The sequence below is a fragment of the Corynebacterium sp. UMB9976 genome (assembly GCF_030212265.1).
Lineage (GTDB): Bacteria > Actinomycetota > Actinomycetes > Mycobacteriales > Mycobacteriaceae > Corynebacterium.
Genome location: NZ_JASODY010000009.1, coordinates 54,063 through 70,328 on the forward strand (window position 1 = coordinate 54,063; position 16,266 = coordinate 70,328).

General features: G+C 63.7%; 9 protein-coding genes. 4 read left to right on the forward strand and 5 right to left on the reverse strand.

What is annotated here, in order from left to right; all coding sequences use genetic code 11:
• Positions 1-80: 80 nt before the first annotated feature.
• Together QP140_RS05910 and QP140_RS05915 are read right to left on the reverse strand one after the other, a co-directional pair.
• Entirely contained in the window at positions 81-647 is a 567-nt protein-coding gene (locus QP140_RS05910) for a DUF1003 domain-containing protein (RefSeq protein WP_148812504.1), read from the reverse strand.
• The gene (locus QP140_RS05915) at positions 640-1,953 is read right to left on the reverse strand and encodes a magnesium transporter MgtE N-terminal domain-containing protein (protein ID WP_187441046.1); all 1,314 of its coding nucleotides are present in this window, start codon (positions 1,951-1,953) and stop codon (positions 640-642) included. The genes QP140_RS05910 and QP140_RS05915 overlap by 8 nt, the downstream gene beginning before the upstream one ends.
• 227 nt (positions 1,954-2,180) lie before the next feature.
• On the opposite strand from QP140_RS05915, the gene QP140_RS05920 reads away from it, so the two are divergent.
• Entirely contained in the window at positions 2,181-2,747 is a 567-nt protein-coding gene (locus QP140_RS05920) for a hypothetical protein (RefSeq protein WP_262369236.1), read from the forward strand.
• Between the two features lie 194 nt (positions 2,748-2,941).
• Here QP140_RS05920 and QP140_RS05925 read toward each other — a convergent pair whose 3' ends face one another.
• The gene (locus tag QP140_RS05925; RefSeq protein ID WP_284758651.1) at positions 2,942-6,640 is read right to left on the reverse strand and encodes a multifunctional oxoglutarate decarboxylase/oxoglutarate dehydrogenase thiamine pyrophosphate-binding subunit/dihydrolipoyllysine-residue succinyltransferase subunit; all 3,699 of its coding nucleotides are present in this window, start codon (positions 6,638-6,640) and stop codon (positions 2,942-2,944) included.
• A 118-nt stretch (positions 6,641-6,758) separates the two neighbouring features.
• Positions 6,759-10,349 (reverse strand): ABC transporter ATP-binding protein, encoded by a 3,591-nt coding sequence (locus QP140_RS05930; RefSeq protein WP_284758652.1) that lies wholly within the window; start codon positions 10,347-10,349, stop codon positions 6,759-6,761.
• Between the two features lie 362 nt (positions 10,350-10,711).
• Between QP140_RS05930 and QP140_RS05935 the strand changes: the two genes are divergently transcribed.
• From QP140_RS05935 to QP140_RS05945, 3 genes are all read left to right on the forward strand, one after another.
• The gene (locus QP140_RS05935) at positions 10,712-12,157 is read left to right on the forward strand and encodes a hypothetical protein (RefSeq protein WP_284758653.1); all 1,446 of its coding nucleotides are present in this window, start codon (positions 10,712-10,714) and stop codon (positions 12,155-12,157) included.
• A gap of 203 nt (positions 12,158-12,360) precedes the next feature.
• Entirely contained in the window at positions 12,361-13,188 is an 828-nt protein-coding gene (locus tag QP140_RS05940; RefSeq protein ID WP_070760923.1) for a hypothetical protein, read from the forward strand.
• 153 nt (positions 13,189-13,341) lie between these two features.
• Positions 13,342-14,649, forward strand: a complete 1,308-nt coding sequence (locus tag QP140_RS05945; RefSeq protein ID WP_284758654.1) for an FAD-dependent oxidoreductase — start codon at positions 13,342-13,344, stop codon at positions 14,647-14,649.
• A 102-nt stretch (positions 14,650-14,751) separates the two neighbouring features.
• Here the strand turns inward: QP140_RS05945 and QP140_RS05950 are convergent, their stop codons facing one another.
• Positions 14,752-16,182 (reverse strand): amino acid permease, encoded by a 1,431-nt coding sequence (locus QP140_RS05950; protein WP_070760921.1) that lies wholly within the window; start codon positions 16,180-16,182, stop codon positions 14,752-14,754.
• Positions 16,183-16,266 lie beyond the last annotated feature (84 nt).

Below are 16,266 nucleotides of genomic sequence, written 5' to 3' on the forward strand. Positions count from 1 at the left end.
CAAGCCAATAAGCCACTGTACCTTGGGCACGGTCGCTTTATTCAACCTCGGCACCCGTCACGAGGCTCACCGCAGGCCCGCTAGGCCTCCCCACGTGGGGATTCGCTGGCACTTCGCGTACCGTCCGCCGACTCGCGCTCGTCTTCGTCGTGGGCACGGTCCTCGAGCTTGTCCTCGATCCGACGCATCAGCTCGGAGAGTTCTTCCAGCTCGCGGCGCAGATAGTCGCGGGTCACTGTTTCGCCCACCGCAATGCGTACGCCCGCCAACTCCCGGGCCAGGAACTCCGTGTCGGCCTTGGTTTCCGCCGCGCGCCGACGATCCTCGTTCAACGCCAGGCGGTCGCGGTCGTCCTGCCGGTTCTGGGCCAGCAGAATCAGGGGTGCCGCGTAAGCAGCCTGCGTGGAGAAAGCCAGGTTGAGCAGGATGAAAGGATACGGATCCCAGTTCCACCACATGCCACCGATGTTGAGGCAGATCCACACCACCACGACGAGGGTCTGCCAGGCGAGGTACTTGCCGGTGCCCAGGAATCGGGCCACCTTCTCCGCGCCCGCGCCGACGGCGTCGCCATTGAAGGAAAACAGCGAGCGGCGCGCCCCGGTGACCGGGGTGTCGAGGGCGGGCTGATTGTAGTTCTTAGGCATCCGCGTCACCTTCCTGCAAGGACGTCTGTGGTTCCTTCTGTGCTTCGTTGCCGACGCGCCAGTCCTGGTCGCGCCAATCTTCCGGCAGCAGGGCGTCTAGCAGGTCGTCGACGGCGAGCACCCCGAGCAAGTGGTTCCCTTCGTCGACCACGGGCGCGCAGACCAGGTTGTACGTCGCGAAGAAGCGCGCCGCGGTCTCGTGGCTATCGGCCACGGACAGGGCTGGTAGGTCGAGGTCGAGCAGCTCGCTGACCAGGGTGGCGGGCGGATGGCGCAGCAGCTTCTGCAGGTGCACGCAGCCCAGGTAGTGCCCCGTGGGGGTGGACTGGGGCGGGCGCACCACGAACACCAGGGAACTCAGAGAGCTGGATACATCGGGGTTGCGTGCGTGCGCCAGCGCCTCAGCGACTGTGGCCTGTGGGGTGAGGATGATCGCCTCGGAGGTCATCACGCCACCGACCGTGTCGGCGGAAAAGCTCATCAGCCGGCGCACCGGGGCAGAGTCCTCGGGGTCCATGAGGTCGAGGAGAACGTCCGAGGTGCCGGTCGGGAGCTCGGCGAGCGCATCCGCGGCGTCGTCCGGCTCCATCTCCTCCAGAACCTCGGCTGCGCGCTCCACGCCGAGCTGATTGAGGATCGCGATGCGGGAGTCTTCCGGCAGCTCCGCGACGACATCCGCGAGGCGCTCGTTCGGGATCTCCCGGGCGAGCCTGGTTTGCTGTTCTTCTGGCAGGTCGTTCAGCGCGATAGCGATGTCTGCGGCGCGCATTTCCTGGAAGGACGCCAGCAGCTCGGCGTTGTTATCTGCAGGCCCCGTCCCGCTCGCGCTCAGGCCCTGGATGCGCGAAAGCGGGACCACCGCGACCTTCCCCAAGCGGCCCAGGCGGCCGCGCTGGGCGACGGCGACGCGGCTGACTTCCCAGTCCCTGGTGCGGGACTGCTTCAGCTCCACGTCCACGATCTCCAGCGCCTGGCCGTGCAGCTCGGCGTGTTCGGGATCGTCCGTGTGCACCTTGGAGCCCACCAGCTCGTGCTGAATGCTGATCTCGCCGGAGCGGGACTGGAAGGGTTTCAGGTTCACCGAACTGGAGGTCGCCATCACCTCCGAGGGGTTGATGCTGGCCACGCGAAGGATCGGCAGAAAGATCTGGCGCTTATTGGGCAGGGCGATGACCAACCCCAGGACGTGGCTGCGGTGCTGGTAGATCGTGACCACCACGTCCCGCACTCGGCCGATGGAGTCCCCGTAGGGGCCCATCAGCATCATTCCGGCCAGTCGGCCTGCATAAACGCGAGTTTCTGTCATGGAAATCAAGAATACTTGAGTGCCCACGCAGCCACGATGCCCGGCCGGGTGGCAGGCCCGCGATAGGATGAGGAGCATTCCTCGCAGCCAAGCCTTTCGCTGCGGACCCAAAAGCTGTGAAATCCACCCAAGGAGAGCTGCAAGCCGTGTTTTTTCCGCGCAATGCCAATGCTGGGCGCACCCCGAAAAGAAAGCGTGTGGTGGTAGCTGGACTGGCGCTGGCACTTGTGGCACCGCTTTCGTCCTGCGCGGAAAAGGAGCAGATCGTGATCGGGGTGCCGGACGCCGGCACCGGGACCCACGGCGGGCAACGCATGGAGGAAGAGCTGATCGAGCCGCTGGCGCAGGAGTACGTCGAGCAATTCGAGGACATCAGCGAGGACACCCCAGAGGTCTCCACGACGCAGATCTCCGCCGAGCAGAGAATTGACCAGCTGCGCGAGGGCAAGGTCAGCATGACTTTCGGCTGTGTGGGGGAGCTGCTGGACGTTCTCGACCCGGCGAAGGGCCGGGAGCTACGGGAGATGTATGCAGCGGAGGAAGAGCCCGACCGTGTGAAGTGGCGGGACATCACTCACTCCACGATGCTCTCGGCTCTCCCTTCGGAGCTGGCGGCAACCCACCCTGGCGCGGCTGTGATCTGCGAGGACGATACGTTGCCGCAGAACATCGTCGCCCTGTGGGCCAAGCCGCAGCCTGATCGTTATGAATTGCGGGCGGCCAATAACGTCGCCGGCGGGGTGTCCACCGAGAAGCTGCGTGCGACCGCTGCGGGCGAGGACTACGTCCAATAAGCGAGGGCTTGGGGGCGGGCGTCCTAGCCGGGCGTACACAAGCCAGGGGCTCGCCAAGAAGAGCAGGGACGCCTCGTAGCCGGGCGGGCGCGTGAAGGGGCTCGGCTAGGAAAATGGCGGGGTAAAGAGCGCATCCAGACACAAGAAAAGCTCCCCCAGCCGGTTGGCTGGGGGAGCAGGGGGCAATCTGCCGATTAGTCGGCGAAAGCCTCCTCGAGCAGTGCCTTCTCCTCAAGCTGGTGGACCTTAGCCACACCAGTTGCGGTGGAGGACTGCGGGCGACGGGACACGCGCTTCAGCTGGATACCCGGCAGGTACTCAGGCAGCTCCAGCGCGATGAACGGCCACGGACCCTGGTTGGCTGGCTCGTCCTGCACCCAGCGGAACTCCGCGTTCGGGTAGTTGGACAGAGCGTCGCGGATGCGGTTGAACGGCAGCGGGTGCAGCATCTCCAGGCGGATGATGGCGACATCGTCGCGGCCATCCTTCTGGCGCTTCTTCTCCAGCTCGTAGTAGATCTTGCCGGAGCACATCAGGACGGTCTTGATGTCCTTGTTCACGCCGTTCTGGTTCGGGTCGTCGATCACCGAGGTGAACTTCTTCGTATCCGTGAAGTCCTCAACAGCGGACACCGCGGCCTTGTTGCGCAGCATCGACTTCGGGGTGAAGACGATCAGCGGGCGGGTCAGGGAGCCCAGCGCGTGGCGACGCAGCAGGTGGAAGTAGTTCGCCGGGGTACTCGGCTGAGCCACGGTCCAGGAACCTTCCGCGGACATCTGCAGGAAGCGCTCGATGCGTGCGGAGGAGTGGTCCGGGCCCTGGCCCTCGTAGCCGTGCGGCAGAAGCATGACCAGGTTGGACTTCTGGCCCCACTTCGCCTCACCGGAGGAGATGTACTCATCGATGACGGTCTGGCCACCGTTGGCGAAGTCACCGAACTGTGCCTCCCACAGGGTCAGCGCGTCGGTGTTACCCACGGAGTAGCCGTACTCGAAGCCCAGGCCCGCGTACTCGGTGAGCGCGGAGTTGTAGGCCTCGAAGCGGCCACCCTTGCCGGTGTCCTCAGCCAGGGACTGCAGTGGGCTGTAGCGGTCGAAGTCCTCGTTGTCGAAGAGGACCGCGTGGCGCTGGGTAAAGGTACCGCGCAGGGAGTCCTCGCCGACGAGGCGGATGAGCTTGCCCTCGGCAGCCAGGGAACCCAGGGCGAGCAGCTCGCCGAAGGCCCAGTCGATGTTGCCGTTCTCGCTCATCTCCTTGCGACGCTTGATGATCGGCTTCACACGGTGGTGGGCGTTGAACCACTCCGGAGTCTCGTAGAACTTGTCGCCGATCTGGCGAACCAGGTCCTTGGAGATGGAGGTGTCCAGGCCGTGCGGCAGCTCCTGAGAGCCGGTGATGCCGGTCTGCTCGGCCGGAGGGGCGCCCTTCTCAGCCTCGCGGACCTGGTTGAACACGGTCTCAAGCTGGTCGTGGAAGTCCTGTGCAGCGCGCTTGGCCTCTTCCTCGGAGATATCGCCGCGGCCGATGAGGGCCTCGGTGTACTGCTCGCGGGAGGTCGGCAGCTCGTTGATGATGTCGTACATCAGCGGCTGGGTCATCGACGGGTCGTCGGCCTCGTTGTGACCGCGACGGCGGTAGGTCACCAGGTCGATGAAGACATCCTTGCCGAAGCGGTTGCGGTAATCGACCGCCAGCTGTGCCACCCAGACGACGGCCTCCGGGTCGTCGCCGTTGACGTGGAAGACTGGGGCGTCGAAGCCCTTGGCAAGGTCGGTGGCGTAGTAGGTCGAACGGCCGGAGTCCGGGGTCGTCGTGAAGCCGATCTGGTTGTTCACGATGACGTGGACGGTACCGCCGACGGAGTAGGCGTTCAGCTTGGAAAGGTTGATCGTCTCCTGGACGATGCCCAGGCCGGTGAAGGCTGCGTCGCCGTGCAGCAGGATCGGCATGACCGAGCCCTTGGCGTCCTCGCCGTGCTTCTCGGTGAGCAGGTCCTGCTTCGCGCGGGAGATGCCCTCCATGACCGGGTTGACTGCCTCCAGGTGGGACGGGTTGGCAGTCAGGGTGACGTCGATCTCGTTGTCGCCGAACATCTGGATGTAGGTGCCCTCGGCACCCAGGTGGTACTTCACGTCACCGGAACCGCCGGCGGAGCCCGGGTCGATGTTGCCCTCGAACTCGGTGAAGATCTGGGAATAAGGCTTGCCCACGATGTTGGCGAGCACGTTCAGGCGGCCGCGGTGGGCCATGCCGATGACAACCTCGTTGAGCTTCGAATCCGCAGCGCGGTCGATAGCGGCATCCATCAGCGGGATCAGGGTCTCCGCGCCCTCCAAGGAGAAGCGCTTCTGGCCGATGTACTTGGTCTGCAGGAAGTTCTCGAAGGCCTCAGCGGAGTTCAGCTTCTGCAGGATGTACTTCTGCTCTGCGGAAGAGTACTTCGGCTGGCCACCCTCGACGTGCTGCTGCAGCCACAGACGCTCGTCCTTGTCCATGACGTGCGCGTACTCGTAGCCGACCTTGCGGGTGTAGGCCTTACGCAGGGTGTCGAGCACCTCGCGCAGGGTCATGGTCTCGCGACCGTTGAAGCCACCGACGTTGAACGTGCGGTCGAAGTCCCACAGGGTCAGGCCGTGGGATTCGATGTTCAGGTCGGAGTGGTCCGGCATTGGCAGGCCCGGCTGGACCCAGTGCAGTGGGTCGATGTCCGCGATGAGGTGGCCGCGGGAGCGGTAGGCCTCGATGAGCTGCGCAACACGGGTGGACTTGTCCACGCCAGTGTTCGGCAGGTCCTGGGACCAGCGGATCGGCGCGTAGGGGACGTGCATGGCCTGGAAGATCTCGTCCCAGAAGCTGTCGTTGATCAGCAGGCGGGACATGGTCCGCAGGAACTCGCCAGACTCCGCACCCTGGATGATGCGGTGGTCGTAGGTCGAGGTGATGGTGACGAGCTTGCCGATGCCCATCTCGCCGAGGCGGTCGACGGACGTGCCCTGGAACTCGGCCGGGTAATCCATCGCACCAACGCCGATGATCGCGCCCTGGCCGTTGGTCAGACGCGGCACGGAGTGGCGGGTACCGATGCCACCCGGGTTGGTCAGGGAGATGGTCACGCCCTGGAAGTCGTCCATCGTCAGCTTGCCGTCACGGGCACGGGCGACGATGTCCTCGTAGGCGTCGACGAACTCGGAGAAGTTCATCTTCTCCGTCTCCTTGATCGCCGCCACGACCAGGCTACGGCTGCCGTCCTTGTTGTTCATGTCGATCGCCAGGCCCAGGTTGATGTGCTCTGGGGTGACGACGGTCGGCTTGTTGTCGACGACCTTGTAATTCAGGTTCATGTCCGGGTGAGCCTGAACCGCACGGATCAGGGCCCAACCGATGATGTGCGTAAAGCTGATCTTGCCGCCGCCGCGGGCCAGCAGCTGCTGGTTGATGATCGCACGGTTTTCGAACATGAGCTTCGCTGGCATGTCGCGGACCGTGGTTGCGGTCGGGATGCTCAGCGAGGCATCCATGTTCTTAGCGATGGCGCGGGCGGCGCCTCGCAGCACCTGCTCGCCGGCCTCGGGGGCCTCTACGGGCTGCTTCGGCTCCGGCGGGGCGACTCGCTTCGGAATGGCGTCATAAGTTGCGACGACGCGCTCGTCGGCGTCGCCACGCAGGCCACCACGCCGACCGGAAGCGGTGGCGGTGGCGCCTGCGGAGGCGGCAGGGGCGCTCTGGGTGCTCGTAGCGGCACTGTTATCTGCGCCCGCCGAGCTGCCAGCGATCTCGCCGTTCTTCTCGAAGTACTTCCGCCATTCGGGGTCAACCGACTCCGGATCCTTCTTATACTGCTGGTACATCTGATCGACCAGCCATTCGTTCTGACCGAAATTCGCGCTGCTCACAGCAGGTCCTCGCCTCTTTTCATCATGACTTCAGTCTCGCTGTAACAGCCTACACGATGTGCTATGCGATTTCGCTTCCAGGTGGCGCGTCACCGACCGGCGAAAAACGGCGTGTGACCTAGCGAGATTCCCGGGATGCGGCGACGAGGTCCGCGTATCTGCCGCTGGATTCCAAAAGCTCCTGATGACGGCCTTGTTCAACAATTTTTCCAGCGTTGACGACCGCAATATTGTCAGCCAACTCCGCGGTGGAGAGTCGGTGGGCGATGATGATCGCCACCCGCGAACGCGTAGCCAGTGCGATGGCCCGAACCACGTCAGCCTCGACCGCAGGATCGATATTCGCCGTCGCCTCATCCAGGACCATGACGTCCGGGTTGATGAGTTCCGCACGAGCCAACGCGATGATCTGCTGCTGGGCAGAGGACAATCCCCGGCCCCGTTCACCGACCTCGCCGGCGAAGCCGCCGTCGATGCCGGCGATAATGTCCCTGCCTCCGATGGCAGCGATGGCCGCGGTGATCTCCTCCTGGCTCGCAGTCGGTCGACCATAGGCGATGTTCTCGGCCACCGTGCCACGAAACAGGTGCGCCTCCTGCGGGACGTAACCTACCCGCGTACGCCAGGCCCGCAAGGAGAGCTGCTGGAGCTCGAGGCGCTGCACTCCGGAACCACCCGACGCGAAAACGGCGGTGATGGACCCCGCCGTTGGCTGGTACCACCGGGTGACCAGCTTCGCGATCGTCGACTTCCCGGCGCCCGTCGCGCCAACGAGGGCGGTCGTGCCGCGGAAGCCCAAGCATGCGCCTCGAAGGGAGTCCTGCTCGGCACCGTCGTAGCGGAAATGCACGTCAGAGAAGTCCACCGCGGCGACCTTGCCCGGCAACCTGGCATCGGCGTCGTCGTCCCCAGTGCTGGGCTCGGTAGGGACGGCCAACAATTCGGAGATTCGCTCGAAACTCACCGCAGCCTGCTGGAACTTATCGAAGATCTGCGAGAGCTGCTGGACGGGGCCGAAGAAGAAGGTCAGATACAGACTGAAGGCGACCAGCGCGCCGTGGCTCGTCGTGCCTTCTGCGACCCGAGCGGTACCGAAAAATAGGACGGTTGCCTGGGCGAGCTCTGTGATGAAAGAGATGCCGGGGAAGAAGATGCTCACCGCTGCCTGCGCGCGGGTGCGCAGCCCCACGTACCGCTGCGACTGCTCCTCGATGCGCTCGGAAAGCACCGGGCCGAAGCCGTAGGCCGCCGCGGTGTTGAGCCCGTTGACCGCCTCCTGGAAGTGGGCGTTGACCGTGGAGACCTGGGAGCGGGCGGCCCGGTAGAGGCGCGAGGAGTAGCGGCGGAAGACCCACGCGCCCACCCCGATGACCGGCAGGAACAGTGCGGTGATGCCCGCCAGCGCAGGGTCGGTCCAGATGAGCATGCCCAGCACACCCAGCAGCATCGTGGTGGAGACGATGGCCTGGGAAAGCCCGGTCTGCAGGAAGCTGGAGAGATTGTCGATATCCGTCGTCATTCGGGTCATGACCCGGCCCGAGGCGTTCTGCTCGAACCAGCTCATGGGCAGCCGGTGGAGATGCTCGAAGCTGCGCACGCGAAGGGCGTAGAGCAGACGTTCGCCGGTGTGCGTGGTGAGCACCGTGTTCCAGGCGCTGGCGGCCCAGGAAATACAGACCAGGAGCAGGGCGCCGAGCCCCAGAGAGAACAGTGCGCTGCGGTCTGACCTGCTGATTCCTTCGTCGATGGCCTTGCGCACCAGGGATGGCAGGGCAATATCGGCGACGAGCCCCAGCAGGAGCGTTGCCACGATGACCGCGGTCGCGACCGGGACGAGCCCCACCAGGGTGCGCAGCCGCAGTGCGGGGGTCGTGTTCTCGGACTCCGGGCCGGCGGGCGTGGCGTTGTGAGAAGTCGGCTCCTGCTGTGACGGGGTGACGCGGCGCAGCGCTGCGGCGTCGGCCTCCAACATGTCCGTGAACCTCGCAGCGTCGGCCGCTCGCGCGCGCTCCTCGTCGTCGCCAGTGCCATCGGCGAGGCCGAGCAGCTCCTGATTCGCGCTTTCCTGGATCTCCTCCCAGCTGCGCGGCCACAGCGGACGGGCCGGGGGAGCGGGCAGGCTGATGACGCCCGTTTTCTCGGCGTCAGCGTTAGTCGCGCCCGTGTCTTCGGGCGCTGCCCGGTGGTCGACGATCACCATCGTCAGGTTTCCCTCGCCCGCGCGCTGATGGAGATTGGCGATGATCTTCTGTTCGGTGACGGTATCGATGGCGCTGGTGGCACTGTCCAGGATCAGGACCCTAGGGTTGCGCAGCACCGCGCGGGCCAGCGCGATGCGCTGCCGCTGCCCGCCCGACAGTGTCAGGCCGCGCTCACCCACGATGGTGGAATAACCCCCGAGCTCGTCGATGAAGTCGGCGGCACAGGCGATGCGGGCTGCCTCCGCCACCTCGGCGTCGCTCGCCTGAGTTCCCATACGGATGTTCTCCGCGATGGACATGGAGTAAAGGAAGGGCTCGTCGAAGACGATCGTCGGCCACTGCGCGAGGGGCAGGTCTCCCAGCCGGACCGCGGTGCCGCCCGCGTAGGCCTCAAAATCGGCCTTAACGTCCGCCGACTGCCCAGCCAGAGCCAGCGCCAGCGCCGACTTCCCGGACCCCGCAGGACCCGTGATGTACGCGGTCGATCCGGGAGTGACATCCACGGCGAGGTCCTCGCCTGCCCGGGTGCGGAAGGTGCCCCGGACCCCGACGGGGCCATCCGGGAGCTTTCCCGGGTTTTCAGGCGCCTGCCGTTGAGGGAGGGCGAGGACATCCTGCACGCGGGAGACGGCGGCGTTCGCCAGGTGCAATATCACCAACATCCCGGCGCCCATGCGCGTCATCCGTGACAGCAGGGTGACGTAAGCCGACGCCGAGAGGAACTCGCCGATGGTGATCGCGCCCCGCATCGCGAGCAGGCCGCCAACAACCACGGTGGCGATCAGCGCAATCTGTGGGACGGCAGCCAACGCCGGCTGGAAGCGGGCAGTGAGCCGCCCGACGTGCAAGCGCATCCCGAAGAGCCTGCGGGCCCGAGCCATAAAGCTGGTCTGCTCGCGCTCCTCCTGGACGAAAGCCTTGACGATGCGCACGCCCGTCACGGTCTCCTCCACCTGGCTGGCGACGTCCGCGGCCTGCTGTTGGGCCTCCCACGTCGCGTCGTAGAGCCGGCGGCGGGAGAAGAAGGCGATGGCGGCGAGCACCGGAAGCTGAATGCTGAGCAGCACCGCCAGCGGCCAGGAGAGCCAGAACATGATCCCTAAGATCAGCACGACCTCCACGAAGATGCTGCCCATGATGGGCAGCATCGCCAGCATCCCCTGGATCTGGTTCAAATCCGAGATGGTTCGGGAGACCACCTGCCCGGTGCGCACCTGGGCCATCGCTGCCGGCGATGCACCCTGCAGGGCTGCGAGGCAACGCATCCGGATGTCGTGCTGGACGTCGACGGAGAGCTTCCCGGCGAAGAAGCGCCGCGCACCGTGGGTGCAAAACCGGGCGAAAGCCGCCGCGATCAGAAGACCTATCGCGCCCCGGCTACCGTCGATCGCCCGGCCGGCGAACAGCGGGATCAGCACGGCCGCGGCGGGCATGAGAACGCTCAGCAGGGTAATGATGCCCAGCTGCATGCGGTGAGCGCTCAAGGAGGCGCGGAGGAAAGCAAACACGATAGCTATCAGCCTATCGCTTGCACCAGGCACGCGGACCTAGTCACCACTGGGGCATATGGTGAACCCCTGGTAGTGGCTGACTGAGAGCAGTGAAGGGGGGTGTTGTGACCACGAATGACCCATAGCAAGCGGAAAGTCCGCAAGCGTGTCATGGAGAAAGGGGTACAGCTCCATTCAGTCAACTATCGTTGTGAACGTCTTGTGGGAAGACAAATGTTGAAGAAGCCATCGAACTAAGAGGTGGCATACTACACCACGGAATGATAACCAGGTGGAAGGTTCATAGTGGTCGCTCACTATGGTGTGAGCGTCGGATGCGTCCTTCAAGTAGTCCGGGACCATGGGAGTGGTAATAAACAATGGCTGAGACTTCTTTTGGTGAGTCGCCGATCTTGGAGGTTGTGGAAAACACTGCCGCAGCCAGTGACGTGAGAAGAATTGGCAAAGAATACTGGGAGCACGAATGGGATAACGGGAAACCAGTATGGGCGTTCGCCACTGCAGATCTGGAGTATGAATCATGGGATGCTCAGGTGATGGTCGTTGCGGGGGCAGGTGCTACGGCAACTCTGCGGGGTTATTCATGTTCTGTCTGTGGCAACGATCTAGCGTGCTCTTCCCGCACGATAGTGCAGGGCGCCATCGCGGGGAAAAGGATGAAATGCCGGTATTGCGATCATCATTTTGGTCGGCGGGTTCAGCGTGTCTATGATCCGTCTCACCGAGAACATCGTGTTGCTTTAGTGAAGGAAAAGCGACTGAGGGAGCAAGAGCAGGAACAGAAGAGAGCTCTTTTTTCCGCGCGGCAAGAAGCGGTACGTAGTTTGCATGACCGGCAAAAAAACGTTGGCTTTGATGAAGTCATAATGAGAGCCCGGCTGAACGAAATTCTCGGGACTCTTTTGTGGATCTCGTGGGTCCGACAGGCGGGAAGGCCAGAGATTTCGCGTTTGGAAGAAAAGCTTATTGAAAAGGCGTGGTCTGCAGGTGTCCTCACGGCGGGGCCGCGGGCGAATCCTGAGATATTCGACTGGGAAGGAGAAGAATCGAAGAAAATTGTAGGACTTAAGGTGTTCGATGGCTTGAGGCTTGCCAGTTACTCGGATCGGACCACACAAGACCAATTAGATGCCACCTACGATGAAATCTTGCAGCGGCTTAAAGGTGCCTCGTGGTCTGGCGAGGAGTTGAATGATCTCCGAGGGGTTATCCGAGCAGCGTTCGTTGCAGAAGCTGAAGGTGCGCTGGAGCAAGTGCAGGATCGTAGCCTAGGTTTTCGTGAGGTGGTTCCTACACTGCAGCAGTCGAAAGAGATTGAGGAAATGATCTATCATGCGGCGGAGAAAACAAGTCTCCGGGAGATCTTGATCGCGGTCCAATCAGGATTTTTTCGTGCGTTTTATAAACGAAATAACTCTAAGTGGCGATGGGAAAGGGGGCGTTTCGAGGAGAGTGTTGTGCAATATATTCTGGAAAATCTCCAACTGTTAACCAACGAGAGCGGTCGTTTTCAGAACTCGAGAATTGATATTGATCGTCATAAACTTCATACAGTAACTAAGTTGGTAATTCTCGAAATTTTAGGACTCCTCCCTCTTGGCCGTGATGTTGGACCAAAAGCTATTGAGGGCTCTCTAATGAATTTTGCCACCTTTGGGGGTCTCGAGGGCATTAATGTGTTACTGCCTAAGGGGATGGTTTCCGAACTGCGGGATCATGCCACGAAGGTTCAGGCTCCTATTGACAATGTGATTACGTATGCTGTGCAACAATATTTTTCCGGACTGGCCGATAGTCAGAAGTAAATAAATATGTCGCCAAAGTTTTGTGTGCAACTATGAAATCGACTCGTGGGGGTTGGATGGTCTTTAGCCTTGTGGTGGGGGTCAGTGTGGGCTTAATTTCAGCGCATGATGTGGCGGCTGGCGCACGGCCCCGGCGCGAGGCAAATAAACCGGGTTAAGATCAACGCAGGAGACGAACCGCGCCGCGGAGAGAGGATTCCTCAATGGGATTTTTGGAAAACATCGCCCAGGCCCTCGACGTTGAGGGCATCGAGTCCCGAGCCAACGATGGAACGCTGTTCGTTCCAGTCTCTGCGGAAGTGGAGATCCAGTTCGAGCTGATCGAAGGGGTAGCCGGGGTCAGCACACCGGCCGCGAACGTCTTCGTCGCGCTCGCCGACGTCACCGATGAGGATGAGGACTTCGACGCCGCCCTGGTCGGCGTGGTCTTCACCCCGGAGGCCGCGGTCGAGGCAGTGAACCGGCACATGGCCACCGATGAGGTGATCACGGTGCTCAATGAACTGCTTGATGGGCAGGACCCGCGCGTCGAGGACCTCGAGTTCGAACAGGATGATTACGACCCCCTCGTCCTGCGCGCGAACCTCAGCGCTAACTCCAAGGTCACCGTGAAGATCTCGGAGGGCCAGGGGGCGCCGACCGCTGCAGTGAGCTTTGTGGTGCTGCCCGATAGCGTCTTCGATCTCGCGGAGAACATCGCCGCGGAGATCCTCGTCGATGAGGAGGACGAGCAGGACCCGGCGAAGCTGGACATGCTGGACGCCACCCTGGACGAGCTGCGCACGCAGTACCAGGAGGTGCTGGACCTCGGCGTATTCGAGGATTTCAACCAGCTCTTCGACGTGCTCGCTTATGTCTCGCAGCAGGCCGAGGACTGGGAGGACCTCCTGGTCACCCTCGACGACGGCTCCGAGGACCCGTTCTTCGAGTGGGTCGAGGTCGAGGACGGTGACGTTGAGGACGATGACGCCGACGACGTCGCTGCCGACGAGGAGGACGGCGACGTGACGGCAGACGGTGAGGAACGCTAGCTTTCCACGCACCGCGACTGGCGGGGCGCGGGTGGTCAGGCGCGGCCGGGGTGTGGGCTAGCATGGCTAGCGTGATGATGGGCACAGCCCCCGGCACGGCGCCGGACACATGCTGTGCCACCCAGCATTGAGCGAGGACCGCAGGAGGGGCACGTGACCGAGGTAGCCATCATTGGGGCCGGTATGGCCGGCCTCGCAGCGGCCCGCACGCTCTCTCAGGCCGGGGCGCGCTGCACCCTCTTCGACGCCGCTGACCGAGTGGGCGGGCTGGTGCGCTCGGAGCAGCACGGCGAGATCACCGTGGACCGGGGACTGCAGTTCTTCAATACTTGGTACCCGGCGGTCAAGGAGATCCTGAACCCCGGGGAGTACTCCGCCCTCAAGATCAAGAACTTCCAGCCGGGGATCAACACCGTCACGCGTGAGGGCTCCGCGCTGATCATCGACCCCGTTCGCGCGCCATCGATGGTGCCGAAGCTGCTGCGCTCGGAATTCAGCTCCGCGCTACGGCTGGGTGAGCTCGTGCGCATGCGCAACTGGCTGCGCAGCGAGCTGATGCACCGCTCCTCCCTGGAGCTGCGTGGCCCCAGCCGCTTCGGGCACGCCAGCGACGAGCCGGTCGCTGAGTCGCTTACCAAGGCCGGCATCACCGGCCCGGTCCGCCAGAACGCGGTCGACCCAATCCTGCGCGCCTTCCTCTATGACCACGGCGGGGAAACCTCCGCGGAGTTCGCGAAGTGGGTGTTCGTCACCCTGTTGCGCGGCACGCTGGCCCTGCCGGAGCGCGGAATGGGGGACCTGGCGGCGACGATGGGGCGCCTCGGCGGCGTCCGCGTCGAACTGAACTCCCAGGTCAGCGCGGTGGACGTCCAACCGAATGGGGTGGAGCTCACGGTGAACGGCAAGACCGAGCGCTTCTCCCATGCGATCGTGGCCACCTCTGCGCAGGCGGCCCACGAGCTGATCGGCACTGCGGTGCCCGAGCATCGCGGGCAGAGTACCTGGTGGTTCACTGTGAGCGACGAGGTGCACAGCGACAGGCTCGTGACCGTGGACGGCAGCGGTGAGCTGTGCATCGACCTGGCCGGCGAGGTCACATCCGTGGCCCCGGCCTACGCGCCGGGAAGCCAGCTGATTGCTGCAGCGACCTCCCACCCGCACAGCAACGGCGATTTCGACGCGGCCCGCGATCTACCCACCGAAATGCAGGTCCGCCGTGACGTGGCCAGCATTTACGACTGCAGCCCCGAGGCCCTGGAGTTGGTCACCCGCCACGACATCCCAGACGCCCTGCCACTGGTCGGGCCCAATCACGCGATCCAGGCCCAACCGGCAGCCGAGCTGCTCGATGGGCGCGTGGCGGTCGCCGGCGCTCACACCGCGACCTCAACCATCGATGGTGCTATCCGCTCCGGGCAGCGTTCTGCCCGGGCTATCGCGGAGCTGCTGGCAGAAAAATAGCCCCGTGCCGGGCGGGGCGACTCTGGGGCTACCGCCTGGCAACAGGGCAATAATCCACAACAATCCCCGCACTCTGCGGGGATTCATTGCTTCAGGGGGGGATTAGGCCGCGGCGGTCTCGGCTTTATTCCTCCGGTCGATGAAGTAGTAGCGGATGGACATTGCCACCGTGAACACCACGCCTGCGATGAGGGCGGAGTGGAAATCCGACATCCAGAACATCGTGCCGAAGGTCAGCAGGATCATGGCGATCGCGAAGTATTGACCCAGCGGCCATAGCGGCACCGTGAAGTGCGCGTGGGCGACGTCCTCGGAGTTCAGGTGCTTGCGGTAGGCCAGGTGGCTGATGAGGATCATCAGCCACACGAAGATTGTGGCGAAGGTGGCCAGCGCGGCGATGTCCTGGAACAGGCGCTCAGCGGTCGGGTTGATCAGCTGCAACACGATGCCGATGACCAGCACGATGAGCAGGGCACTGATCGTGGAGACCGGCACGCCATTGCGCGGGTCGATCTTGGCGAACATCTTCGGGGCGAGCTTCTGGCGAGCCATGCCGTGAATCACGCGGCCGGCGCCGTAGAGATCCGAGTTGATCGCGGACAGTGCCGCGGAGAGAACCACGACGTTCAGCAGGGCAGCGGCCCAGCCGATGCCCAGGGAGCTGAAGATCTGCACGAACGGGGACTGCTCGCCGGTGATCTCGCGCCACGGAATCACCGCGACGATGACGAAGATCGCGAGCACGTAGAACAGCAGGATGCGCATCGGCACCGTGTTGATGGCCTTCGGGATCGTCTTCTCCGGGTCCTCGGCCTCGGAGGCCGTCACACCGATGATCTCCGTGCCACCGAAGGCGAAGAGCACCAGAATGAGGGCGGACAGCACGCCGGTGAAGCCGTTCGGGAACAGGCCGCCGTCGTTCCACAGGTTCGAGATGCCGACGGTGCCGCCGGTGTCCACGTTGAACACGAGGATGGCCGCACCACCGAGGATCATGGCGACCACCGCGGTCACCTTGATCGTCGTGAACCAGAACTCCAGCTCACCGAACCAGCGGGCGGAGGCGAGGTTCGCCGCCCCCACGATGATCAGCGCCACCGCGACCCAGACCCAGGAGGCCGTCTCCGGGAACCAGAACTTCATATACAGCGCCACGGCCGTGAGGTCGGCCAGGCACACGATGATCATCTCGAAGGCATACATCCAGCCGGTGATGTACCCGGCCCATCCGCCCAGGTAGCGGCGGCAATATTCCGCGAAAGAGCCAGCGACGGGGTGGGCCACGGACATCTCGCCCAGGGCGCGCAGCATGAAGTACACGATCGCGCCGCCGAGCAGGTAGACGAAGATGACACCGGGGCCCGCCGCGCCGATCGCGCCGGCGGAACCGTAGAACAGCCCGGTGCCGATGGCCGAACCCAGCGCGATGAAGTGGATGTGTCGGTGGCGCAGCGCGCGCCGCAGCTCGCCCTGGTGGCTGTCAGTCGTGGATTCGCCCGCCGTGGCGGCCTCGGGCGCTGGTTGTTGCGACATGGGATTGTCCTCCGGATTCCGTCAAGCCGCGAAAGTCAGATCGATATCAGCCGTAGTATGCCACGTCACACTCTGGGCGAAAGA